At 68.4% G+C, this 23085-nt stretch carries 21 protein-coding genes and 1 riboswitch; of the genes, 11 read left to right on the forward strand and 10 right to left on the reverse strand.

The genetic code is table 11. From position 1 onward, the window contains the following. On the reverse strand, positions 1-1391 hold a 1391-nt coding region (locus WEE69_09015; GenBank protein ID MEX1145431.1), incomplete at its 3' end, for a class I adenylate-forming enzyme family protein. Positions 1392-1428: 37 nt separating this feature from the next. Between WEE69_09015 and WEE69_09020 the strand changes: the two genes are divergently transcribed. Then, the gene (locus WEE69_09020; GenBank protein ID MEX1145432.1) at positions 1429-2079 is read left to right on the forward strand and encodes a TetR/AcrR family transcriptional regulator; all 651 of its coding nucleotides are present in this window, start codon (positions 1429-1431) and stop codon (positions 2077-2079) included. 20 nt (positions 2080-2099) lie between these two features. Here WEE69_09020 and WEE69_09025 read toward each other — a convergent pair whose 3' ends face one another. The 4 genes from WEE69_09025 to WEE69_09040 all read right to left on the reverse strand — a co-directional run bounded on the left by WEE69_09025 (position 2100) and on the right by WEE69_09040 (position 5762). After that, on the reverse strand, positions 2100-2729 hold the full coding sequence (locus tag WEE69_09025; protein MEX1145433.1) for a DM13 domain-containing protein: 630 nt from the start codon (positions 2727-2729) through the stop codon (positions 2100-2102). Positions 2730-2847: 118 nt separating this feature from the next. Continuing rightward, a complete protein-coding gene (locus tag WEE69_09030) occupies positions 2848-3999 on the reverse strand; it encodes an acetyl-CoA acetyltransferase (protein MEX1145434.1) in 1152 nt (383 codons plus the stop codon). Beyond that, the gene (locus tag WEE69_09035) at positions 3996-4823 is read right to left on the reverse strand and encodes an enoyl-CoA hydratase/isomerase family protein (GenBank protein MEX1145435.1); all 828 of its coding nucleotides are present in this window, start codon (positions 4821-4823) and stop codon (positions 3996-3998) included. Before WEE69_09035 ends, WEE69_09030 begins: the two co-directional genes overlap by 4 nt. Before the next feature lie 3 nt (positions 4824-4826). Next, positions 4827-5762: an SDR family NAD(P)-dependent oxidoreductase gene (locus tag WEE69_09040; GenBank protein MEX1145436.1), complete on the reverse strand. Its 936-nt coding sequence runs from the start codon at positions 5760-5762 to the stop codon at positions 4827-4829. 110 nt (positions 5763-5872) lie between these two features. On the opposite strand from WEE69_09040, the gene WEE69_09045 reads away from it, so the two are divergent. Both WEE69_09045 and WEE69_09050 read left to right on the forward strand, forming a co-directional pair. After that, complete coding sequence (locus tag WEE69_09045) at positions 5873-6367, forward strand: MaoC family dehydratase N-terminal domain-containing protein (protein MEX1145437.1); 495 nt, start codon at positions 5873-5875, stop codon at positions 6365-6367. Next, a complete protein-coding gene (locus WEE69_09050; protein ID MEX1145438.1) occupies positions 6367-7155 on the forward strand; it encodes an SDR family oxidoreductase in 789 nt (262 codons plus the stop codon). Before WEE69_09045 ends, WEE69_09050 begins: the two co-directional genes overlap by 1 nt. 59 nt (positions 7156-7214) lie before the next feature. Here the strand turns inward: WEE69_09050 and WEE69_09055 are convergent, their stop codons facing one another. After that, complete coding sequence (locus WEE69_09055) at positions 7215-9563, reverse strand: CoA transferase (GenBank protein MEX1145439.1); 2349 nt, start codon at positions 9561-9563, stop codon at positions 7215-7217. 119 nt (positions 9564-9682) lie between these two features. On the opposite strand from WEE69_09055, the gene WEE69_09060 reads away from it, so the two are divergent. Together WEE69_09060 and WEE69_09065 are read left to right on the forward strand one after the other, a co-directional pair. Beyond that, positions 9683-10852, forward strand: a complete 1170-nt coding sequence (locus WEE69_09060) for an amidohydrolase family protein (protein ID MEX1145440.1) — start codon at positions 9683-9685, stop codon at positions 10850-10852. 184 nt (positions 10853-11036) lie between these two features. Then, a riboswitch (cyclic di-GMP riboswitch) is annotated at positions 11037-11119 on the forward strand. A gap of 49 nt (positions 11120-11168) precedes the next feature. Then, positions 11169-14606: a DUF5979 domain-containing protein gene (locus WEE69_09065; GenBank protein MEX1145441.1), complete on the forward strand. Its 3438-nt coding sequence runs from the start codon at positions 11169-11171 to the stop codon at positions 14604-14606. 51 nt (positions 14607-14657) lie between these two features. Here the strand turns inward: WEE69_09065 and WEE69_09070 are convergent, their stop codons facing one another. After that, positions 14658-15368, reverse strand: coding sequence for a MerR family transcriptional regulator (locus WEE69_09070; protein ID MEX1145442.1), 711 nt, complete (start codon positions 15366-15368; stop codon positions 14658-14660). 194 nt (positions 15369-15562) lie between these two features. On the opposite strand from WEE69_09070, the gene WEE69_09075 reads away from it, so the two are divergent. Further along, positions 15563-15688, forward strand: coding sequence for a hypothetical protein (locus WEE69_09075; GenBank protein ID MEX1145443.1), 126 nt, complete (start codon positions 15563-15565; stop codon positions 15686-15688). Positions 15689-15798: 110 nt separating this feature from the next. On the opposite strand, the gene WEE69_09080 is transcribed toward WEE69_09075, so the two are convergent. The 3 genes from WEE69_09080 to WEE69_09090 all read right to left on the reverse strand — a co-directional run bounded on the left by WEE69_09080 (position 15799) and on the right by WEE69_09090 (position 18370). Further along, positions 15799-16236 carry a zinc ribbon domain-containing protein gene (locus tag WEE69_09080; protein MEX1145444.1) on the reverse strand — a complete coding sequence of 146 codons (438 nt, stop codon included), beginning with the start codon at positions 16234-16236 and terminating at the stop codon, positions 15799-15801. Between the two features lies 1 nt (position 16237). Next, positions 16238-17392 (reverse strand): lipid-transfer protein, encoded by a 1155-nt coding sequence (locus WEE69_09085; protein ID MEX1145445.1) that lies wholly within the window; start codon positions 17390-17392, stop codon positions 16238-16240. Between the two features lie 156 nt (positions 17393-17548). Continuing rightward, positions 17549-18370, reverse strand: coding sequence for an enoyl-CoA hydratase/isomerase family protein (locus tag WEE69_09090; protein ID MEX1145446.1), 822 nt, complete (start codon positions 18368-18370; stop codon positions 17549-17551). A gap of 66 nt (positions 18371-18436) precedes the next feature. Here WEE69_09090 and WEE69_09095 point away from each other — a divergent pair, with 66 nt between their 5' ends. From WEE69_09095 to WEE69_09115, 5 genes are read left to right on the forward strand one after another with little or no spacing between them, the layout of a single operon-like run. After that, positions 18437-19645 (forward strand): FAD-dependent oxidoreductase, encoded by a 1209-nt coding sequence (locus tag WEE69_09095; GenBank protein MEX1145447.1) that lies wholly within the window; start codon positions 18437-18439, stop codon positions 19643-19645. 2 nt (positions 19646-19647) lie between these two features. Beyond that, on the forward strand, positions 19648-20313 hold the full coding sequence (locus WEE69_09100) for an enoyl-CoA hydratase/isomerase family protein (GenBank protein MEX1145448.1): 666 nt from the start codon (positions 19648-19650) through the stop codon (positions 20311-20313). After that, entirely contained in the window at positions 20310-21512 is a 1203-nt protein-coding gene (locus WEE69_09105; protein ID MEX1145449.1) for an MFS transporter, read from the forward strand. Before WEE69_09100 ends, WEE69_09105 begins: the two co-directional genes overlap by 4 nt. Beyond that, complete coding sequence (locus WEE69_09110) at positions 21509-22639, forward strand: glycosyltransferase family 4 protein (GenBank protein MEX1145450.1); 1131 nt, start codon at positions 21509-21511, stop codon at positions 22637-22639. Before WEE69_09105 ends, WEE69_09110 begins: the two co-directional genes overlap by 4 nt. Before the next feature lie 9 nt (positions 22640-22648). After that, positions 22649-23068, forward strand: a complete 420-nt coding sequence (locus WEE69_09115; GenBank protein MEX1145451.1) for a hypothetical protein — start codon at positions 22649-22651, stop codon at positions 23066-23068. The last annotated feature ends 17 nt before the right edge of the window (positions 23069-23085 follow it).

Here is a 23085-nt window from a genome sequence, read left to right on the forward strand (position 1 = left end):
GGGAGCTTGTAGGCAGCCAGGCGGTCGCGTCCGAAGTCGCGCAATGCCTCGAGTGTGGGGAGCACGGTTGGGTCGCGCGGGACGACGAACACGACGCCGACCTCGCCCATGACACTGTCGGGTCGCGGGACGACCGCCGCCGCGGCGACTCCGGGGTGTGTCGAAAGCACGCCTTCCACCTCGACCGGGTACACGTTGTAACCACCGCGTACGTACATCTCCTTGCTCCGCCCGACGAGACGCAGACGCCCGCAATCATCCACCCAACCGAGATCGCCGGTGCGCACGTAGCCATCGGCAGTGAATGCGGCGCTCGTCGCCTCGGGGTCACCCCAGTACCCCGTCATCGTGGCCGCGGACCGCAAGCAGACCGCGCCCACCTCCCCCTCCGCGACGGGCCGGTCGTCTTCGTCGAAGACGCCGAGGTCAACCGCTGAGTGCGGTCGACCGACGCTGACGACCGCGTCCTCATCGGGGTCGTCAAACGCAGTGCCGAGTCCGATGCCGGCCTCGGTACACGAGTAGCGCGTTGCCAGCCGGGCACCGAACCTGGCGCGGGCTTCCTGCGCGAGCCCGGGGGTCAGCGGCCCGCCGCCGGTCGTGATCGTCGTCACGCTCTCGAGGTCGTAGTCGTCGAAGTCGGGTTGACGCAGCATGAGTGCGAGCTGCGTGGGCACACCGCCGACGCTGGTCATGTGCTCGCGCTCGACGAGCTCGAGGGCACCGCGCGCGCTCCAGCGAGTCATGAGGAAGGTGAGCCCGCCCCGCCGGAGGTTGCCGGGGAGCTTCGTCATGAAGCCCAGATGCGCGAACGACGTGCCGTTGAAGCTTCGTCCGCCACCTCCCCATGCTTCGCCGAGGTCGGTCTGCGTGATGAACGCCAGCTGACGGTTGCAATACAGCGCGCCCTTCGGCGTGCCGGTTGTGCCCGACGTGAAGATGATGGCGACGGGGCGATTCGGATCATCGGGCAACGACGGGGGACTGCCCTCGTGTCGGAGGGGCGCGAGGAGCGCGTCGAACGACGAGGCAGGCGGAACTTCGAGCGCGTCGTGGTCAGACGGGAGGAATCCGGGCGCGGCCAGGACCAGGCGGGGTCCGGCTCGCTCGAGCACGGCGTCGCGCTCGGCCGCGGTGAGGCGGTCGTTCACGCCGGCTGTAATCGCACCCACCTTGGCCGCCGCGAGATACGACACCAGGTACTCGGGGCCGGGCGGAAGGATCAGGCTGACGACATCGCCAGGCTCCAGTCCGCGGTGGGCGAACCCCGATGCGACTGCGTCGGACACCCGGTCGAGATCGACGTACGAGAGCTCCCAGCCATGGGCGGTGATGTACGCGGGCGAGTCGCCGAAGCGTCGGGCGGCCTCGCGTAGGGTGGCGGCGAGCATGTCGGGCCTCGGCTCGTTCCCATAGGGAGGATGCGGGGTGGCCGCATCGTACAAGTCGTCGGCCGACGAGCCGGGCGGAACAACCGGCACGCCGGCGCGTCAACGCGAGCTCCGCGCGCAGGGCCGGCAGACCATGAACCGGCTCCTCGACGCGGGGCTTCGTGTGTTCGCAGAGCGCGGCTACCACGCGAGCCGGGTCGACGATGTCGTACGCGCCGCGAAGGCGTCGCACGGCACCTTCTACCTGTACTTCACGAACAAGGAAGACCTCCTTCGTGCGTTGGCGGTGGACTGCGCGCAGGAGCTCACGAGGCTGGCCGAGACGATCGGGCCTGTGACGCCCGACGAAGCTGGTCGCGCCGAGCTGCGCGCGTTCCTCGGTCGCTTCCTCGACACGTATCGCCGGTACGGACCGGTCATCCGCGCGTGGATGGAGGACCAGGTTGGTGATCGCGAGGTCGACCGCCTCGGCGTGAAGGCGTTCACCGCGATCGGCGACAACCTCGGTCAGCGGATGCGCGAGGCCGGTGTGGATGGTGAGGTGTCGGACGAGGCGGCGGTGGGCGCGCTGATGGCGATGCTGGAGCGATTCAGCTACGCCCTCGCCTCGCGGCGCGTCGCCATGGAAGACGGCGTCGTGCTCGGAACGCTGAGCACCATCGTGCACCGCGGTTTCTTCAACGGCTAGGTGCGCGCTGGCGAGCGCGCCTAGGAAGGCGTCGCGTTCGCAACGGGAACTGCGAACGCTCGGCACCAGATGAGCACGGTCCATTCGCCGGACTCGAGATCGGTGCCGGGGGGGACTGAGTAGTACTGCGTGCCCTGGTTCCCGCGCAGGCCGTCGAGGAACACGCCCTCGTCACCTGGACTCTCACGCCCCGCGCCGGGCACCACGTACACGCGGTAGTCAGGTCCGGGCTCCACGTCGATCCCCTCGAGGCCGACGAGGTAGGAACCGTCGGGTTGGCGGTAGACGACCGCTGCCCCCGATGCGTCATGGTCGATACCGCTGAGCGTGCCGGCCTGGAGGCGGACGGGCGCGGCGACTGTTGTCGTTACCGGGTCTCGACCCGCGCCAGGGGCGGTATTCGGCTTCGCAATCGCCGCCGGGATCGCCTCGACCACCTTCTTGTCGACGATGCTGGGAAGGATCAGCGCGATGACGAGCGCGACCGCGAGCGCGCTGAGCGCCCCGACTCGAATCCAACCGTTCCTGATGACGCGGGGGAGGACCAGTCGAGAGAGGACGAGCCAACCCGCCACGATGCCCATGGTCACCGCGATCGCCTGTGTCCCCGAGAACAGGTCGCGCACGGCGTTCGGGCGGATCGCCGCCATCACCCCGAAGGACGCGAGCAGCGCGGCCGGTGGGATCAGCTCGATCCACCGAGGGGGTTCGCGAGAATCGGCTGGGAGAGACACCTGGGACTCCGGAGTGGGGGCCTGTGTTGGATGCCTACCCGGCGCCGAGGAGCACGGTGCTCGCAGACGAGAACCAGCCGCCGGTGCCGTTGACGCACGCAATCTCGGCGCCGTCCACCTGCCGGGCGCCGGCCTCACACCGGAGCTGCTTCACCGCTTCGACGAGCAGGAACATGCCGCGCATCCCGGGGTGACAGGCCGACAGCCCGCCGCCATCGGTGTTGGTCGGCATCGCGCTGCCGACGCGCATCGTGCCGCCCTCGAGGAAGGCGCCACCTTCTCCCTTGGCGCAGAAGTCGAGCGCCTCGAAGGTGAGCAGCACCATCGGGGTAAACGCGTCGTAGAACTGGCAGACGTCCACGTCGGCTGGCGTGAGGCCGGCGCGGTCGAACGCGAGGCGCCCGGATCGTGCCGCCGGGGACTCGGTGAAGTCGCGCCATTCGCTCATCGTGGTGTGTGAGACCGTCTCACCGGTTCCGAGCACCCGCACCGGTGCCCTCCTGAGGTCACGAGCACGATCCGCGGAGGTGAGCACGACCGCGCCCCCGCCGTCGCTCCGGATGCAGCAATGAAGCTTGGTGAGCGGATCCGCCATCATGCGCGACTTCTGCACGTCGTCGATCGTGATGGGCTCCCGGTAATACGCGTCAGGGTTGAGCGACGCGTTGTACCGGCTCGATACGGAGATCTCGGCGAGCTGCTCGATGGTGGTCCCGAACTCGTGCATGTGACGTCGCGCCGTCATCGCGTACTTCGAGATCAGCGTGTGTCCGTACGGGACCTCGAACTGGATCGGGCCGCGCACGCCGAACGACAGGTTGGCGGTTGCTCGCCGATGGGCCTTGAGGTCGGCGCGCGTGGTCGATCCGTACACGAGTACGACCACGTTGACATGCTCGGCCTGGATCGCCTCGCACGCGTGCTCGACCATGAACTCCCACGTACTGCCACCCACGCCGGTTCCGTCCACCCAGGTCGGCCGCAACCCGCAGTACTCCGCCACCTCGATGGGAGCGAGCAGTCCGGTGCCGCTCGAACCGAAGCCGTCGACATCGGCCTTGGTCAAGCCGGCATCAGCGAGCGCCCGACTCGCCGCTTGGTAGTGGAGCTCGAACGGGGTCTTGACGTCGACGCGCCCGCAGTCCGAGAGCGCTGCGCCGACGATGGCGACGCCTGTGCCGCTCAGCGCAGCTTCCAGTCGATCCTCTTGCCGCTCGTGAACATCTCCTGGCCGGCGGCGATCGACTCCCAGTCAGTGCCGAGCGCCACGTAGGCGTAGGCCAACGCCACCGCCTGTCGGTTCGAGAACTCGCGGGCGGCCCAGATGGCGCGCACCGTGCCCTGGATCGCGAGCTGAGGTTGGGCGGCGATCGCATCGGCGGCCCACGCGGTGGCGTCGTGCAGCTCCTCCTTGGGCACGACCTCGGAGACGAGGCCGGTCTCGAAGGCGCGCTGCGCGGAGAGGCGCTCGTAGTTGCCGAGCAGCGACAAGCGCATGATCTCGCCGAAGGGCATGCGATCGTGCATGTGGATCGGCTCGAATGCGGCGGTCATGCCGTAGGTGACGTGCGGGTCAAAGAACGTGGCGTGCTCGGCGGCGATGATGAACTCCACCTCACCGAGCATGTAGAACGCGCCACCGCAAGCCATGCCGTTCACCGCGGCGATGACCGGCTTCCACATGTCGCTGCTCTTGGGCCCGATGTTGTCGCCGGGGTCGTTGAACATGAACGGCGTCGAACCCGAACCCACGACGTTGGGATCGGTCGACTCGTCGTGTTCGCCGCCCATCTGCTCCATGCGGTCGATGCCGGTGCAGAAGGCCTTCTCGCCGGCGCCCGTGAGCACGACGCATCGCACGTCGTCGTGACGCCGGAGCTTGCGCCAACAATCGTGCAGCTCGCGCTGCATGAGCGAGTTGAACGCGTTCAGCCGCTCGGGCCGGTTCATCGTGACCCACGCGACGCCGTCCTTCTCCTCGTACAGCAGCGTCTCGTAGTCGGGAAACATGGCCTACCGCTGAATTCGCGCGATGCCGGGATTGACGGTGTTGAACACGTACTTGTTGAGCGTCGGCCCGATCTCGGTGGGGTCCCACTGCGTGGGGTTCCCTTCCTTGTCGGTGCTGAAGAACTGCTCACCGAGCTCCCATGGCTTGTACAGCGCGAGGTTGTTGCCGACAACGCGCAGTACCTGGCCCGTGATCGGGATCGAATCGTCCGAGGCCAGGAACACGACGCCGGGCGCCGAGTTACCGGGGTTCATGCCGTCGAACTCGGTGTACTCCTCCGGGTTCTTGACCTCGATCCCCTCCATCGCCTGGCCGACCATGCGGGTGAACCCGCCCGGGCCGATGCAGTTGGCGCGCACGCCGTAGCGCGACAGCTCGAGGCTGGCGATGATCGTCATCGCCGCAATGCCGGCCTTGGCCGCGCCGTAGTTCGACTGGCTTGCCTGGCCCTGGAGGCCGGCACTCGAAACGGTGTTCACGATCGACGCGCGAGGCTGGTTCCCGGCCTTGGACTGCTCACGCCAGTACTTCGACGCGTGGCTCATCGTGTTCCACGTGCCCTTCATGTGCACGCGCACGACGGAGTCGAAGTCTTCCTCCGGCATCGTGAAGATCATCTTGTCGCGCAGGATGCCTGCGTTGTTCACGAGCACGTCCAGCCGACCGAACGCGTCGACGGCCGACTTTACGAGGTTCGCGGCGCCCTGGTAATCCGAGATGTCGTCGTAGTTCGACGCAGCCTCGCCGCCCCGTGCCTTGATGACGTCGACGACCTCGTCGGCGGCACGCTGGTCGGCGCCTTCGCCGGTGACGGAGCCGCCGAGATCGTTCACGATGACCTTGGCGCCGTGGTCGGCGAGCATGACCGCTTCGCCGCGCCCGACGCCGCGTCCGGCTCCCGTGACGATCGCCACCTTGCGGTCCAACATCCCTGACATTTGCGTGTTCCTCCGACTCCGTTGAAAACTGACGCCGGCGTCACGGTACCGCGGCGCCCGCAGCGGTCGTCAAACGCCGCGCCCTGGCGCGTCGGAAGGGAGAACTTTCGATGGCGGTTGACAAGAGCTTGATCGGACGGCCCACCAGTGCGAGCCGCGTGCGCATCGAGCGCGGACCCGTGTCGTTCTTCGCGAGCGCCCTCAAGGACCCCAACACGGTTTATTCCGACCCTGCCGCGGCGAAGGCGGCCGGCTTCGCCGATCTTCCCGCACCTCCGACCTTCAGCTTCGCGATGCAGCACATGGGCAAGGCGGGCGAAACCCAGCCGCCGGACCCGACGAAGGGGAGCCATCCCATGAACGAGTTCATGGGCAAGCTCATGGCCGGCGGCGGGATCGTGCTGCACGGTGAGCAGGACTTCGTGTTCCACCGGCCGATCGTGGTGGGCGACGTGCTCGTGAGCGAAGGCAAGATCGCCGACGTCTACGAGAAGGAGGCGAAGGGCAAGACGATGACCTTCATCGTCATGGAGACGACGTGGCGCGACGAGACGTCGGGCGATCGGGTCGTCACCGAGACCTTCAATCTGATCCACCGAGCCTGATGGCGCGCGGGGGAGGCCGACTCGAAGGCAAGGTCGCGATCATCACGGGCGCGGGCCAGGGCATCGGTCTCGGCTACGCCCAGCGGTTCCTCGACGAGGACGCCAAGGTGGTCGTCGCCGAGCTCGACGAGGAGCGCGGCAAGGCGGGCATGGACGCGATCAAGGGCAAGGGCGAGGCCATCTACGTGCGCACCGACATCGCCGACCCCGAGTCGGGGGAGGCCTGCGCCAGGGCGGCCGCCGACGCGTTCGGCACCGTCGACATCCTGATCAACAACGCCGCGCTCTACCACGACATCGACAACACCGACGTGAGCTATGAGTACCTGCAGAAGGTCACGAGCGTGAACCAGCACGGCGCGTGGCTCATGAGTCGCGCGGTCGCTCCGTACATGGTCAAGCAGAAGTGGGGCCGGATCGTCAACCAGTCTTCAGGTGCGGCCTACTCGTACATGTTCCCGCCGATGGACGAGTTCAGTGGGCTCGGCAACTTCAGTTACAGCATCACGAAGTGGGGCGTCATCGGGCTGACGAAGTTCATGGCGGCGCAGCTCGGTCAGTACGGGATCACCGTCAACTGCATCGCTCCCGGCATCACGATGACCGAGGCCACCAAGAAGGTGGTGCCCGAGATGTTCCTCGAGGGGATGACCGGCATGACTGCGATGAAGCAGCGGCTCGAGCCCGAGGATCTCGCCGGTGCCGCGGTGTTCTTCGCCAGCGACGACGCCAAGTTCTGCACCGGCCAAACCCTCGTTGTCGACGGCGGCCTCGCCATGCCCGCCTAAAGCGAGCACTCTTGCGTCGCTGCACCGGGATAGTTCCGGAGCAGCGACGCAAATGCGCGCTACTCGACGGCGCCCTCGGACAGGAGCCGCTCTTGCTCCTCGCGGGAGAGGCCGAGGAGCTCGCCGAGCACCCAGTCGTTGTCCTGGCCCATGGTCGGGCCGGCGCGGTCGTAGCCGCTCGGCGCGTCGGCGATGCGGAAGCCGTTGCGCTCGTAGAGACCGGGACCCATGAACGGGTGCTCAAGCGCGACGAAATGGTTGCGCGATGCGAGCTGCGGGTCGTCGTGCACGTCACCGAAGTCCTGGACCGGCACGGCCTCGATGCCGCGCGCCTGGAGCTCGTTCGCTATCGTCTCGCGGCTGCGTGAGCTCGTCCACGCGCTCACGGCCGCCTCGACCTCGTCGATCCGCTCTTGGCGGGCCTCGAGCGTCGAGAGCGACGCATCGTCCACGCCGATGATCTTCGCCAGCGCGGCCCACTCCTCGTCGGACCAGCAGGCGATCGCGACCCACCGATCGGACACGTCGCCCTCGTCGACACACGGAAACGCGGCATGGGGCACGGCTCGGCGCGAGCGATTGCCGTCGCGTGCGCCGACCACGCCGTCGAGCTGGTACTCGAGCAACCAGGGTGTGAGGGTCCAGATCCCGCTCTCCACCTGGGCGAGGTCGAGGTAGCAGCCCTTCCCGGTGCGGCGCCGATAGTGCAAACCCGCAGCGAGCGCGGTGGACACGTACCGCGGCGCGAGGGAGTCGGTGATCGTGCCCATCGGGCCGACCGGCTCACGGTCTGGCCAGCCCGTGAGCCAGTTGTACCCCGAGAGCGCGGAACCCTGACCGCCGAACCCGGGGTAGTCCTTGTGCGGGCCGGTCTGGCCGTTGAGGCACGCGCTGATCATCACGAGGTCGGGCTTGATCGCCGACAACGTGTCGTAGTCGAGACCGAAGTTCCGCATCGCGCGCGGCGCGTAGTTCTCCGCGATCGCGTCGGCCCACTCCACGACGAGTCGTTTCACGAGCGCGACCGATTCGGGGTGCTTGAGGTTGAGTGTCACGTTCTTCTTGCCCACGTTCAGGCCGTCGTACATCTCGGATCCCTCGACCCCGTGGGGATTCCGTGGGCCGATGGCCATCATCCGCAGGAAGTCGGGGCGTGCACGCGACTCCACCCGGATCACGGTCGCGCCGTGCTCGACGAAGTAGCGGGTCGCGATCGGACCCGCCGCGCCCGACCCGAACTCGAGGATCTTCACGCCGTGCCACGCGGACGTACCAGGCTTCCATGCAGCGTTTGCGGGCAACGCGTGTGCCGGGCCCCACGAGACCTGGGGGCCGCCGCCGAGCTCGGGGGCGGGGGAGCGCGGCGTGACCCGGTCAACCTCGCCGTCGGCCGCGCGCACCTGCACGAACGAGACCGGGAACTGCTTGGCGTCACCGAGCGGTGCGAAGAACCCGCGCGCGTCGAGCTGCTTGCTCGCGAGGATCTGCTTCGGTGAGTTCGCCGGCGCCAGCATGAGGTTGGTCTCGCACGCGAGTTCGTACAGCTCCTGCATTGTGTGGCGCGAGAAGTACTCGCCGACCGCCCGCTCGACCGCGCGCAACGTCTCCTCGGGCACCTCCTCGATGGCCCAGGTCGACCAGTCCTGCGCGAGCAGCACCGACGCGTCGACGCCGTCCTCCTCGCTCACGACCTTGGTGATGATCTGGAGACTCGGGATGCGCGCCTTCCCCCCGCGGAGGCCGAACGACACCCAGCCATCCTTCACGGGCCAGATCTCACGGGAGCGACCGATGTTCGCTCCGAGTCGAGTGCCCCGGTAGCCCGACCGTGCGTAGCGCGCCGGCTGCGCCATGTTGGCGATGTCGGTGCACTCGACCATCGAGAGGTCGACGCGCTGCGGTGCACCGGTCCAGAGCGCGGTGAGCACGGCGAACGCCGCCTCGCCGCCGCTGTGGTTGTAGCCGGAAGGCTCGGTGCAGCGGACCGGCGGTCGGTCGGGGTTCCCCGTCGCGTACATGTTCCCGCTCGCGGCGAGCACGCCGAGGTCGGACGCGCGCCAGCCTTCTCGGGGGCCGGTCGTGCCGAAGGGCGTGACGCTCACCCACACGGCGTGTGGGGCGCGGCCGGGATCGATCGTCAGCGCGTCGGGCGCGCCGGGAGTGTCGATGACCACTTCGGCGGTGGCGAGCAGCTCGTCGAGGGCGGGGTCGTCGGGACCCGTGACCTCCACGCTCCCCTTGCCCGCAGCCCAGGCCCGGAACCGGTTCGGTTGGCCCCGCAGCGGGGCGCCGCCCGGGGGCTCGACCACCACCACGTCGGCGCCGAGGTCACCGAGGACCCGCCCCGCGATCGCGGCCGCCTCGCCGGCCAGGTCCAGGACGCGGAGGCCCTCCAGCAGTGTTGCCATGGACTCTCCTGCTCGTGCGCTCGCGGGGCGCTCCCGAAGTTGTTGCCTGACGCTCGTGTCAGCGTACTCTTGAGCCGCGCGGCCACCCTGGGGCCGCCGCAGCCGACCAAGGGGAGAATATGCGCGACCTTCGCGTCGTCGACGCCGATTGCCACATCCTCGAGCCACCCGACATCTGGAAGAACTGGCTGCCGGAGAAGTACCAGGAGAAGGCGCCCAAGCTCGTGAAGGACCACGAGGGTGGCGACGCGTGGCTGCACGCCGGCGGCACCCCCGACCCGATCGGTCTCGTGTCGACGCCGGGCAAGCCGTTCGACGACTTCAAGTGGTACGGCGTCACCTACGACGAGGCGCGTGCCGGTTGCTACAACGGTGCCGAGCGTCTCAAGGACATGGACATCGACGGTGTGTGGGCCGAGCTGCTCTTCCCTCCGCAGCGAACAGTCGGCCACTTCCTCGGTGACGACGACGACGACTTCGTCCTCGCTGGCATCGAGGCCTACAACAACTTCGTGTTCGAAGAGTTCTGCGCCCCCGACCCCTCGCGCCTCATCGGCCTCGCGCAAATGCCGTCCATCGGCATCGACACCGCCGTCGACGCGCTCCGCAAGGCCAAGGCCCGCGGCGCGAAGGGTGTGATCATCTCGTGCTGGCCGTCGGGCGATGAGAGCGTGTCACGCGACGATGACCCGTTCTGGGCGGCGGCGTGCGACGAGGGCATGCCGGTGTCGATCCACATCAACATCATCAGCCGGAAGCAGCGCGCCGCGCAGCGCAAGGCGGCGGCGAAGGCGGGATCCGGGGCCGGGCTCTACGACATGTCGAGCGAGGCCACGCGGGCCAAGGCGATCGGCGGGATGAGCAACGTGTTCTCGGCGACTGCAGGCGCGATCACCCAGATGATCTTCACCGGCGTGTTCGAGCGGTACCCCGAGCTTCAGGTCTGCTGGATCGAGAGCGGTGTGGGCTGGATCCCGCATTTCATCGAGGCAGTGGACGACCGGTACTGGCGCAACCGCGTGTGGGGCGATCTCCCGATCAAGCACCCGCCGTCGTTCTACTGGTACCGCAACAACGCGGCGACGTTCATCACCGACCGGTCTGGCATCGCGCTCCGGCACGCTGCGGGTCTCGACAACATCATGTGGTCGAGCGATTACCCGCACCACGGCAACGACTGGCCGTACTCGCGCAAGGTGATCGAAGACACGATGGGGCACATCCCGAACGAGGAGAAGGCGCAGATCACGGGCGGCAATGCCGCGCGCATCTGGCACCTCGACGACTGACGCACCCGGAGCGGACAGGCGGGGCACCGGACCTCGTCGAGCCCTTGGGGCCAGCTCACGGCGTGCACCCATGCCCCCACTCCTCGTGACGGCACTCTTCGCCGAGTGGCTTGACAGCCCTGGTCCGACCACTTAAAGTGATGTTCCCACCACCTGTAGTGGTAGTGGGAGTCAAGTTCGGCAGGAAGAAATGGGAGCGTTGAGGCCCGACCCGTAAGCGGTCACCTTGGGTTGGGTGGAGCAGCGGTGAGACCGGCCCATTTCCTTATGACCGGGCGCGCGAGTGCGTGCTCGGAACAAGGAAAAGGGGACCGGAGTGCTGGGCTCATTGTCGTCGTTCCGTGCACGCTGTGCTGCATCCGAGGGGCGCGTCCGCCTGACGGCCGTCTTGACCGTCGTCGCCGTCATTGGCGCGTACCTCGCGCTCAACATCGGCATCGCGTTCGCGCACCATCCCGTGCTCAGCGGCACGACCACGTGCAACACGGATGGCTCGTGGAACGTGAGCTGGATCGTCTCGAACTCCGAGAGCGCGAGCTACAAGTGGATGCGGCTCACTGCCGCGTCGGTGAACAACGGCCAGACCGTCACCGGGCTCACGATCAACAACGACACGAGCACAAACGTGCCCGAGTCGTCGCCGAACGTCCCGCCCGCGGGTCAGGGCTCGGTCCCGGCACAGACCGCGAACATCCCGAACAGCCTCTCGTCGGTGCAGCTCACGGTGAGCGGCTTCTGGAAGTGGCCCGCAGGTCAGGGTCACAGCGCCGGACAGTCCGGTCCGTCGTCGACCAGCTTCACCGTCCAGCGTCCGAGCAATTGCAACGCGCCGCCCGGCAGTCTCCAGGTCACGAAGGTCCAGGTCGGTGACCCGGGCCCGGGCCAGGGCTACCCGTTCACGGTGTCGGTCAACTGCGTGAAGAGCGGCTCGAACGTGGCCGGTTTCCCGCAGTCGCACCAGTTCCTCGCGGCGGCAAACAGCGCCTCGAACCCGTGGACGCTCACCAACGTCCCTGCAGGCGCGGTGTGCAGCGCGACCGAGGCCGACAGCAAGGGCGCGGTGAAATCGATCAGCGGCTCCGTGACAATCGTCACCAACGAGACGAAGGCGATCACCGTCACGAACACGTACACGCCGGGCAGCCTCCAGGTCACGAAGGTGCAGGAAGGCGCGCCCGGCCCGGGCCAGGGCTACCCGTTCACCGTCTCGGTGACCTGCACGCTCAACGGCCAGAACGTTCCGGGCTTCCCCCAGTCGCACGACTTCCTCGCGCCCGCGACCAGCGCGTCGAACCCCTGGACGATCAGCGGCATCCCGAACGGCTCCTCCTGCTCGGCGAGTGAGGCCGACAGCAAGGGGGCGACGAAGACGATCAGCCCGACCTCCGTCACGATCGCGTCGAGCCAGACGAAGTCGATCCAGGTCAAGAACAAGTACGCAGACGGCGGCAAGGTCAAGATCACGAAGGTCCAGGTCGGCAACCCCGGCCCTGGTCAGGGATACCCGTTCACGGTCGACGTGACCTGCACGAAGAACGGCCAGACGCTGCCGGGCTTCCCCCAGTCGCACGAGTTCCTCGCGGCAGCGAGCAGCGCGTCGAACCCGTGGACGATCGAGAAGATCGCCGAAGGCGCGGTCTGTAGCGCCAGCGAGCCCAACAGCAAGGGCGCGATCGTCTCGATCACCGGTGGCGTCACGATCGTGACGAACGTGACGAAGGAGATCACCGTCACGAACACGTACACGCCGGGCAGCCTCCAGGTGACCAAGGTCATCGTGGGCACGCCGGGCCCGGGGGAGGGCTACCCCTTCACCGTCGATGTCACGTGCACGCTCAACGGCCAGACGGTGCCGGCCTTCCCGCAGTCGCACGACTTCACCGCAGCCGCGCCGAGCGCGTCGAACCCGTGGACGGTCAACAACATCCCGTCGGGCTCGTCGTGCAGCGCGACGGAGACGAACAGCAAGGGCGCGGTCAAGAGCATCACCGGCCCGGTGACGATCACGTCGAGCCAGACGTCGTCGATCACCGTCACGAACACCTACACGCCGGGCAGTCTCCAGGTGACGAAGTCGGTCACCGGTGTACCCGGGCCGGATGAGGGTTTCCCCTTCACCGTGTCCGTGACCTGCACCCTGAACGGTCAGACGGTCTCGGACTTCCCGAAGAACCACAACTTCACGACCGGCGACCCCGGGCCATGGGTGATCACGGCCATCCCGGCGGGATCGTCGTGCACCGCGACCGAGACCGACACCGGTGACGCCGATCAGGTGAACATCACCGGCAGCCCGACGACGATCGTCGCTGGCCAGCAGGCACTGATCGCCGTGGAGAACGTCTTCATCGTCGGCAGCTTGCAGGTGACCAAGTCGGTAACGGGCACGCCCGGCCCGAACGAGGGCTATCCCTTCACGGTCGACGTGACGTGCACGCTCAACGGTCAGATCGTGGCCAGCTTCCCCAAGTCTCACGACTTCACGGCCGCGGCGCCGAGCGCGTCGAACCCGTGGAACATCTCGAACATCCCGTCGGGGGCGTCGTGCACCGCGGGCGAGACGGACGACGGTGGCGCGGATTCGGTGAACATCACCGGGAGTCCGGCGGTCATCGTCGCCGACCAGACGAAGAGCATCGGTGTCGAGAACGTGTTCACGGTTGGGAGCGCGGAGCTGACGAAGCTGGTCACGGGCACGCCCGGGCCGGGTGAGGGCTACCCGTTCACGGTCTCGCTGACCTGCACGCAGAACGGCGAGACGGTGCCGGGCTTTCCGCAGAACCACCAGTTCGACGCGGCGGCGCCGAGTGGGACCAACCCGTGGACCGTGAACGGCATCCCGTCGGGGGCGTCGTGCACCGCGGACGAGACGGACGACGGTGGCGCGGACTCGGTGAACATCACCGGGAGTCCGGCGGCCATCGTCGCCGACCAGACGAAGAGCATCGGCGTCGAGAACGTGTTCGGCGTGGGTGCGCTCGAGGTGACGAAGACGGTGCACGGCGAGCCAGCCATCGGCCAGGGCTACCCGTTCACGGTCGACGTGACGTGCACGCTCAACGGTCAGACGGTGCCCGGCTTCCCGAAGACGCACGACTTCACGACGGCCAACCCCGGGCCTTGGACGATCACCGACATCCCTGCCGACGCGCTGTGCACCGCGACCGAGCCCGACAGCAAGGGTGCGACGACGGTGATCGACCCGGATGCAGGCGTCACGATCGTGTCCGAGCAGACCCGCGAGATCGCGGTCAGCAACATCTACCCCAGTGGTGAGGCGGTCGGCTCCGTGCAGGTGCAGAAGGCGGTCGACGGCACGGGGAAGCCCGGCGTCGGCTCGAACGTGACGTACACGGTCAACGTGAGCTGCACCGACGGCACCAACGTCGACCTGACCTTCGACGCCACCGGTGGCGTCAAGCAAGTCACCGGCATCGACATCGACCTCAACACCGGCACGAACTGCACGGTGAGCGAGCCCGAGACGGGCGGAGCGACCTCGGTGTCGTTCTCGCCGCAGAACGACGGCAAGTTCACGCTCACCGTGAACAGCCCGGCCCACGACATCGTGGTGACCAACCTCTTCGACCCGCAGGTCGCGGGAATCAGCGTGACCCGAGCACTGCCCTTCACGGGATCGAGCTCGGAGCTGCTCTGGAAGTCGGGTGCCTGGCTGCTCGTTATCGGCGGGTTGCTCCTGCTGATCACGCGCCGTCGACGTAAGGCTGCAACGCAGGGGCTGGCAGCCGCGTAACCACGCGGCGCGGAGGAACGGTCCCGGGCTTGGCTCGGGGCCGTTTCGCGTTCAGGTGTCGGTGACCGGCGACTCGTCCGCGGGATCGGGGAGTGCATCGTGCTCGATGGCGCCAAGGGTGAGGCGTTGGATCGTGCGGTGGTGGAGGTAGTCCACCAGGCGGCGGGCTCGGGGGAGGATCTCGGTGGCGGCGTTGGCAGCGTCGTCCTGGAAGCGGACGAGGTCGTCGTCCGGCCAGGGCAACGAGCCGCCGGTGGTGAAGAGGTCGACGACCTCGCGCTGGGTGGCTTCGATGCCGTCGGCGTAGATCCGGCCGAGCTCGACGAGCGCATGCGCGGGCAGCCCGAGCTGATGGAGCTCGGCCATCGTGCGCAGAAGGTCCAGGTCGTCGCCGTCGTAGGCGTCGCGGCCGTATTCGGCGGGGTCCCGCAGCAGCCCGGACGTCCGGAGCGCCGCCGCGAGGTCGGGGTCGATGCCGGCGCGCTCGATGAGCTCCTGGAGCGTGTACGTGGCGCCACCGCGGTCGGCGAAGATGCCCTCCACGAGGCCCTCACGCCGCTCGGCCAGCAGCGCCTTGATCGCGGCGAGCGAAAACCGGCGCGCCTGCAGCTCCTTGATGCGAGCGAGGCGATCGAGGTGCTCCGCGCCGTAGACGTTCGTGCGGCCACAACGCTCGCCGGGCGGCAGGAGCCCCTCACGCTGGTAGTACCGGATCGTGTCGACCGTGAGCCCGGCCTGGTGGGCCAGGTCGTCGATGCGCATGCCGTCCGGGGCCGGCGGGGCCGGGGAGGGCGGGGCCGGGGAGGTCTCCGTGGTGTCGGTCATGGTCTCCGGTGCAACGCCGGGCGGGGCCGGGTGTGACGTCCGTCACTAAACTTGACAGCATCTACACTATGAGTAGATACTCTCAGTGTCAATACACCGGTCATGCACCGCCAACAGACGAAGGAGGAACCATGGCGACCAAGACTCAAGAGCGCGACAAGGCGCTGGCGTGGATCGCCCGGCAGCTGCGCTGGGAGCGCACCCTTGCCGACCTCCGCACGGAGTCCGAGCCGGAGGCCGAGCGCAAGGCCGCCTGAGCCAACAGAACTACGCCGGTGGCGCGGCGGGTCTCCCCCCGTCCCGCCGTCATCGGTGTACCGATGGAGCCCGGTCCGTACGGACCGGGCTTCGTCATATCTCCCGCTCGTCAGGCGCGTACCCAGCGGGGGAGCGTGACGTCGTCGACCGCTTGGTAGACCACGCGCACCGGCTCGCCGATCTGAATCGTCTCGGGGTCGATCTCGTTGATCGCGCCGTCGGGTGACGCGAGGAGGTTGCCGACCATGCGGATCGTCGGGTCCTCGTCGAGCGCGACCACGATCACGTTGTAGGGCGCGAGCTCCCCGTACGCGGGGAGCAACGGTGGATGCGGGACCACGAATCCCCAGATGGTCGCGGTGCCGGCGGCGGGCTCCCACCTCGTGGCGGTGGAGCGGCAGTGCGGGCACATGGGTCGCGGCGGGAATCGCCATTTTCCGCACTCGCCGCAGGCTTGTACGAGCAGCTCGCCGCGCGCGGTGCCGGCCCAGAACGGCGCGCCGTCTTCGTTCTCGACATCAGGAAGGAGGAATCCAGTTGCAGTCATGTCAGCTCCTCAAGAGCAACGCGCTCGTCGGGACGCCCTCACCGCTGGTGACCAAGCAGCTGTCGGCCCCGTCCACCTGACTTGTCGACGTGCCGCGCATCTGTCGCACGCCTTCGAGCACGAGGTTGAAGCCGTGTACGTACGCCTCCGACATCCCGCCGCCGGCGGTGTTCGTCGGCAACCGTCCGTCCGGCCATTCGAGGGCACCATCATTGGTGAACTCGCCGCCCTCACCGCGCTTGCAGAAGCCGTACCCCTCGAGCGAGAGCGGCACGAGCGGGCTGAACGCGTCGTAGATCTGCGCGCACTTCACGTCCGCGGGCTTGAAGTCGGACTCGCGCCACAGTTGCCCGGCCGCGGCCCAGGATGGCCCCAAGAGAGGGTCGTCGTTGAAGTAGTTGATCATCGTCTGGTGCTGGGGCGGCAGCCCCTGCGCGGCGGAGTGCACGTACGCCGGCTTCTGCGGGAGGTCCTTCGCGCGTTCGGAAGAGACCAGTACGACCGCGAGCGCGCCGTCGGTCTCGAGGCAGTTGTCGAAGAGGCACAGCGGCTCGGAGATCCAGCGCGCCTCCATGTACTGCTCGCGAGTGAGCGGGCGGTCGTGCATCGTGGCCGCGGGGTTTCGGTTCGCATGCTTGCGGAATGCGATGGCCACGTTGGCGAGGTGCTCGCGCGTGCCGCCGTGCTCGTGCATGTACCGCCGCGTGAGCATCGCGACTTCGTCGACCGGTCGGAGCAGTCCCCACGGTCGGCTCCACTGCCAGTGGTCCTCGAGTCGCTGGGGCACTTGCGCCCACGGCCGACTCGACTTGGCCGCGCGCTTGCGCGCCCGCCAGGCGACCGCCACCCGACATTGCCCGGTGGCCACAGCCATCGCCGCGTGCAGGATCGTGCCGCAACCCGCGCCGCCGCCGTAGCCGACCTGGGAGAAGTAGGTCAGGTCGCCGAAGCCGACGTTGCGAGCGACGTCTACTTCGCGGTTGAGCTCCATCGTGAACGACGCCGTGCCGTCCACCTCGGACGGCGCGATCCCGCAGTCGTCGAGCGCCATCGAGATCGCTTGGCACCCGAGGGAGAGCTCGGAATCCTCGAGCCCCTTGCCGAACGCCGTCTGACCGATGCCGACGATCGCGACCTGGTCCTTGATCCCGCTCATGGCGCTACGCGGCCTTGCCTGGTCGCCGTCGCGAGCGACGGCTCCTGCTCCAGCGGTCGGCAAAGCCGCCGCTTCCGCGGGGCCGCTCGGGCCACGGCTCGGGCGGCGCAGGGTACCTGCGCCGCTGATCCTCGCCTCTGGATCCCGCTCAACCGCTCACCAGCCCTTGAACTCGGCAGGGCGGCGCTCGATGAAGCTGTCCCTCCCCTCGGTGCAATCCTCCGTTGCCGTCACCAGCTCGACCAAGAGCGCCTCCTCTTCGAACAGCGTGGCGCGGTCGGCGTCGAGCGACCGGTTCAGCAGGCGCTTGGCGAATCCGAGCGTCCTCGTCGGTCCGGAGGCGAGCCGCTCCGCCCACTCCTTCGCGGTCGCGCGGAGCTCGCTCTGGGACACGACCTTGTTGTACAGCCCGAGCCGCTCGGCCTCCTCGGCATTTACGTCGTCGCCGAAGAACACGAGCTCTTTGGCCTTCTTCATGCCGACGACGCGGGGGAGCAGGTATGCGCCACCACCGTCGGGGATGAGCCCGCGGCGGACGAACACCTGGATCAGTCGCGCGTTGTCGGCAGCCACGGCAAGGTCGCAGGCCATGACGATCTGCGCGCCACCACCCGCCGCGGTGCCGTTTACCGCGGCGATCACGGGCTTCTCGCAGTCGAGGATCCCGGCGATGAGGCGCTGGATGCCACCGCGGATCATGCGGGCCGCGTCACCTGGGATCCGATCGGGTGAGCCCTCGGGGCGCGGCGGCGGCTCGGCCCGCCCCGCCCGCAGGTCGGCACCGGTGCAGAAGTGCTTCTCGCCGCTGGCGGTGATGACCACCGCGCGCACATCGAAGGAGTCGTTCGCCTCGGCAAGATGTTCGATGACCCGGTTCCGGACATCGGGCGTGATCGCGTTCCCTGCGTCGGGCCGGTTGATCGTCAGCCAGAGCACCTGCTCCTCGACCGACGCCAGGAGCTCTTCGTCCACAGTCACTTCGTTCCACCTCATTCGGAATCAGCGGCTCGGGCGGAAGGATGGCACGGGTAGGGTCGCCGGGTCATGCCGGCAACGACGTTCGTGGTGGTCGGCGCGTCCCTTGCCGGGTTGCGCGCGGTCGAAGAGCTGCGCAGGCTCGGCTTCGATGGACGCATCGTCCTGGTCGGCGCCGAGACGCACCTTCCCTACGACCGACCGCCGCTGTCGAAGGACCTGCTCGCGGGGGAGGCCCAGGTCGACGACATCGCCCTGCGCCGTCAGCCGTACGACGATCTCGACATCGACTGGCGTCTCGGTCGGCGCGCCGAGGCTCTCGACGTCGCCGGCCACGTCGTGACGCTCGATGGCGGGGAGCACATCCACTTCAGCGGATGTGTGATCGCGACCGGTGCACAGCCGCGTGAGCTTCCCGGCACGCCACCGCTCGCCGGCATCCACGTGCTGCGCACGCTCGACGACTGCCTGGCCATTCGAGCCGAGCTCGAACATGCGCCGCGCGTCGTGGTGGTAGGAGCGGGCTTCATCGGCGCGGAGGTCGCGGCAACGTGCCGCCATCGACGTCTCGACGTGACCGTGCTCGAGGCGCTGCCGACGCCGATGGTCCGTGGCCTCGGCCCGGCGCTCGGCGATGTCTTGGCACGCCTGCACCGCAGTCATGGTGTGGACCTGCGCACCGGCGTCGGGGTGGCCGGGTTCGATGGCACCGACCGCGTGGAGCGGGTGCGGCTGGACGACGGAACGTCGATCGACGCCGACGTCGTCGTGGTAGGTGTCGGCGTCGAGCCCGCGACCGGGTGGCTGGAAAGTTCCGGCCTCAAGCTCGACAACGGCGTGGTGTGCGACGCGACGCTCGCCGCCGCACCGGGGGTGGTGAGCGCAGGCGATGTGTGCCGGTGGCCGAACCCGCTCTTCGATGGCGAGCTGATGCGACTCGAGCACTGGACGAACGCGGCCGAGCAGGGTGTGGCGGCCGCGCAGCGACTGCTCACGACTCCCGAGACGGCGCAGCCCTTCGCGCCGGTGCCATTCGTGTGGTCCGACCAGTACGACCTGAAGATCCAAGTGGCTGGTCATGTGCGCGGGGACGACATGATCGAGGTGGTCGACGGAGCGCTCGACGAGTTCCGATTCGTCGCCGCGGTCGGCCGGGCCGGTCGACTGGTCGGTGCGGTGGGGTTCAGCCGCCCACGGGTGTTGATGAAGTACCGCCGTCTGGTGTCGGAGCGAGCCAGCTTCGACGACGCCGTGTCCGCGGCGCAGCAGGAGGGGTGACCATGTCGCTCGTCACTGTTGAGGGACCCGATGACGCCGGCATCGCGAGCCTGACGCTGAACCGCCCGGACAAGCGAAACGCGCTCTCGATCGCAGTGCGCGACGAGATGAGCGACGCACTCGACGCGTTCGCGGCAGACGAGAGATGCCGTGTGGTCGTCGTGACCGGCGCGGGTGACGTGTTCAGTGCAGGCTTCGATCTCGGCGAGTTCGCCGATGCCGATCTCGTCGACAAGCTCTGGGCGTCCAGCGATCGCTGGCACCGCACGATCATCGAGTTCCCATTGCCGACGGTGGCCGCAGTCAACGGATCCGCCTACGGCGGCGGCTTCGACCTCGCCGTCATGTGCGACGTGCGCATCGCGGCCGACGGCGCGCAGTTCGGGCATCCCGAGCACTCGTTCACACAGGTTGTGTACGGGCCGCTGCACGACCTGGTTGGTGGTGCCGTCGCGCGTGACCTCACGCTCACCGGTCGACGCATCGACGCGGCGGAGGCGCACTCGCTCGGTTTGGTGAGTCGGGTGGTGCAGAAGGATCAGGTGGTTGAAACAGCAGTCGCGGTGGCAACGGAGATCGCTGCCGCCCCCCGGGATGTGCTCGCGCAGATGAAGGCGAAGATCCTCCGGCGTGCCGGGATCGAGCCTGGCGCGACGCTGGATCTTTGAGCACGGCGCCGCCCACGCGGCTCATCACGGCGCGCTTCGTGCTCGTCGTGGCTTCGGGCCTGGCCTACTTCATGGCCCTCGGCGTGGTGCTGCCGGTCGTGCCGCAGTACGTCAAGCACCACCTTGGTGGTGGCAGCGTGTCGGTGGGCATCGCCGTCGGCTCGCTGTTTGTCGGCGCGGTGCTGCTGCGTCCCTACGCCGGACGGCTCGGCGACCGCTTCGGGCGTCGGATCCTCATCGTCAGCGGCGCGCTCGTTGTGGCCCTCTCGGTGCTGGCGTACGGCGCGGTCGACTCCCTTGCGTTCCTCGTGGGCGCCCGCGTCCTCACCGGTCTCGGTGAGGCAGCGTTCTTCGTGGGCGCGGCGACGATGATCGCCGACCTCGCGCCGCCGGCACGCCGCGGTGAGGCCTTCAGCTACTGGTCGGTGGCGGTCTACGGCGGCCTCGCCTTCGGGCCGGCGCTCGGTGAGGCGTTGCTCGACCGCGGCGGCACCAAGACGGTGTGGATGGTCAGCTGCGGCCTCGGTCTCCTGGCCGCCGGCCTCGGAACCTTCACGCGCGAGGTCCCTCGGCCCGAGGGTGTGCCGATCGACTCGCGGATCATCAATCGCGCCGCGGTTGGGCCAGGGGCCGTCCTCTTCTCAGGGCTCATCGCGCTGGCTGCGTTCACCGCGTTCGTCCCGCTCTACGTGGACGACGTCGGTCTTGGCAGCGCGGAGACGGTCTTCCTCGTCTATGGCGGGCTCGTGCTCGTCGTCCGTGTCGTCGGTGCGCGCCTCCCCGACGCGCTCGGTGCTCGCACCGCGGGGATGCTCGCACTGACATTTTCCACGATCGGCATGGCGATCATGGCGGCCTGGGGGACCACGGCCGGGCTCATCGCCGGCACCGTGATGTTCGCGGGTGGTGCATCGCTGCTCTATCCCGCGTTGTTGCTCTTGGCGCTCGGCGGGGCGCCCGACACGGAGCGGGCGTCGGTGGTCGGAACGTTCAGCAGTTTCTTCGACCTGTCACAAGGGCTCGGATCGCTGATCGTGGGTGGTGTCGCGTCCTTCGCGGGCTACCGCGGCGCCTTCGCTGCCGGCGCGGTGTCGGCGGCGATCGGGGTGGTCGCGTTGCGCATGCGTGCCATGCAACGGGCCCGCGCGGTGGCGCTGGGCGAGGCGGGCGCGCTCGCGGCCGAGCACCCAGGGCCATGACCTCGGTCCTCGCGACCAACGACTTCCCGCCGAAGGTCGGTGGGATCCAGTCGTACCTGTACGAGCTCTGGAGTCGCCTGCCGGCGGCGGAGACCACGGTCTTCACCACCCGTCATCCAGACGCCGCCACCTGGGACGCGCGGCAGACCTTCCGGATCGAACGCGCGGACGCCGGTTTCCTGCTCCCGACACGGGGCGTCCGGCGTCGCGTCGATGCGCTCGCTCGCGAGGTCGAGGCTTCGGTGGTCTTCGTCGATCCGATGGTTCCTCTCGGGGCGATCGGGCCTCGCTTGTCCGCAGCGCCATACGTGGTGGTCGCACACGGTGCCGAGGTGACGGTGTACGGGCAGTTACCGGTGACCGGGACGATCGGTCGTCGCGTCCTCCGCGGGGCCGCCGGGGTGATCGTGGCCGGCGCCTACACCTCGTCGGTCGTCAACCGTGTGGCCGGCAGGGCGGTGCCGACACTCGTCGTGTCACCAGGTGTCGACCCAGCGCGCTTTCGTCCGCTCGACGCTGACGAACGCGCGTTGGCGCGCGCACGATTCGGTATCCCACCAGATGTGCCGCTCGTGGTGGGCGTCAGTCGGTTGGTGCCTCGCAAGGGCTTCGATGTGGTGATCGAGGCCGTCACGGGACTCGACGGTGTGCACGTCGCGATCGGTGGAACCGGCCGCGACCGAAGTCGACTCGAGCGGCGGGCCCGGCGTCTCGGCGAGCGGTGCCATTTCCTCGGGCGCGTGGATGACGCCGACCTTCCCGCGCTCTACGCGAGCGCTGACGTGTTCGCGATGGTCTGTCGCGAACGGTGGGGTGGCCTCGAGGCGGAGGGCTTCGGAATCGTGTTCCTCGAGGCAGCCGCGTGTGGCTTACCCGTCGTCGCCGGTCGGAGTGGTGGATCACCCGAGGCCGTGTCCGATGGCGAGACGGGATACGTCGTAGAACCGCGCGACGTGAGGGCGGTTCGCGATGCGCTCGCGCGACTGCTCGGCGATGCCGAGCTGCGGAATGCGATCGGCGCCGCCGCGCGCCAACGCGCCGTGAGGCAGCACTCACACGATGTGATCGCCCGTCGCCTTGCCCCGCTGGCCGCCGGCGATCTCAGCGTGCTCGAGCTCCCTGGTTAGCGTGATGCAATGCAGGGACGGCGGATCATCGTCGCGTCATGGATCTCAGATGCGCTCTTCGCGCTGACGGCGGTTCCGCACGCGCTCGGAGTGGACGGCTTCGAGGGTCCCTCGATCGGAATGGCGTTCACGCTGTTCGGCGTGTCGCTCGTGGTGTGGCCGTGGGTGTTCGCCGTGGCGTTCGTGCGCAGTTCGCAGGGAGACGATCTCGTCGTGGCGAGCATCTTCCTCACGGTCGGCGACGCGCCGACCGAGGTCCGGCGTCAGCTCTTCACTGCGCTGGGTGTGTCCGTCGCCCTCTGCGCCGCTACCGCGGTGGCGAACCCCTTCGGCGTGCTGGTGCCGATGCTGCCACTGGGTCTCGTTGGTCTCTGGGCCGTTCGGCACGGCGCGTTCCCACCGCGATCGGATGCGCCTCGGGGCCGATGACCTTCAGGTTGCGCCCG

It is taken from the genome of Acidimicrobiia bacterium, from assembly GCA_040881685.1.
Lineage (GTDB): Bacteria > Actinomycetota > Acidimicrobiia > IMCC26256 > PALSA-555 > SHVJ01.

Bases quoted from the DNA above. Each gene is read 5' to 3' on its own strand.
- WEE69_09055 (MEX1145439.1), bottom strand. From the start codon at position 9,563: ATGGCAACACTGCTGGAGGGCCTCCGCGTCCTGGACCTGGCCGGCGAG.
- WEE69_09110 (MEX1145450.1), top strand. From the start codon at position 21,509: ATGACCTCGGTCCTCGCGACCAACGACTTCCCGCCGAAGGTCGGTGGG.
- WEE69_09100 (MEX1145448.1), top strand. From the start codon at position 19,648: ATGTCGCTCGTCACTGTTGAGGGACCCGATGACGCCGGCATCGCGAGC.
- WEE69_09050 (MEX1145438.1), top strand. From the start codon at position 6,367: ATGGCGCGCGGGGGAGGCCGACTCGAAGGCAAGGTCGCGATCATCACG.
- WEE69_09070 (MEX1145442.1), bottom strand. From the start codon at position 15,368: ATGCGCATCGACGACCTGGCCCACCAGGCCGGGCTCACGGTCGACACG.
- WEE69_09075 (MEX1145443.1), top strand. From the start codon at position 15,563: ATGGCGACCAAGACTCAAGAGCGCGACAAGGCGCTGGCGTGGATCGCC.
- WEE69_09035 (MEX1145435.1), bottom strand. From the start codon at position 4,823: ATGTTTCCCGACTACGAGACGCTGCTGTACGAGGAGAAGGACGGCGTC.
- WEE69_09085 (MEX1145445.1), bottom strand. From the start codon at position 17,392: ATGAGCGGGATCAAGGACCAGGTCGCGATCGTCGGCATCGGTCAGACG.
- WEE69_09045 (MEX1145437.1), top strand. From the start codon at position 5,873: ATGGCGGTTGACAAGAGCTTGATCGGACGGCCCACCAGTGCGAGCCGC.
- WEE69_09095 (MEX1145447.1), top strand. From the start codon at position 18,437: ATGCCGGCAACGACGTTCGTGGTGGTCGGCGCGTCCCTTGCCGGGTTG.
- WEE69_09025 (MEX1145433.1), bottom strand. From the start codon at position 2,729: ATGGCGGCGATCCGCCCGAACGCCGTGCGCGACCTGTTCTCGGGGACA.
- WEE69_09060 (MEX1145440.1), top strand. From the start codon at position 9,683: ATGCGCGACCTTCGCGTCGTCGACGCCGATTGCCACATCCTCGAGCCA.
- WEE69_09040 (MEX1145436.1), bottom strand. From the start codon at position 5,762: ATGTCAGGGATGTTGGACCGCAAGGTGGCGATCGTCACGGGAGCCGGA.
- WEE69_09080 (MEX1145444.1), bottom strand. From the start codon at position 16,236: ATGACTGCAACTGGATTCCTCCTTCCTGATGTCGAGAACGAAGACGGC.
- WEE69_09115 (MEX1145451.1), top strand. From the start codon at position 22,649: ATGCAGGGACGGCGGATCATCGTCGCGTCATGGATCTCAGATGCGCTC.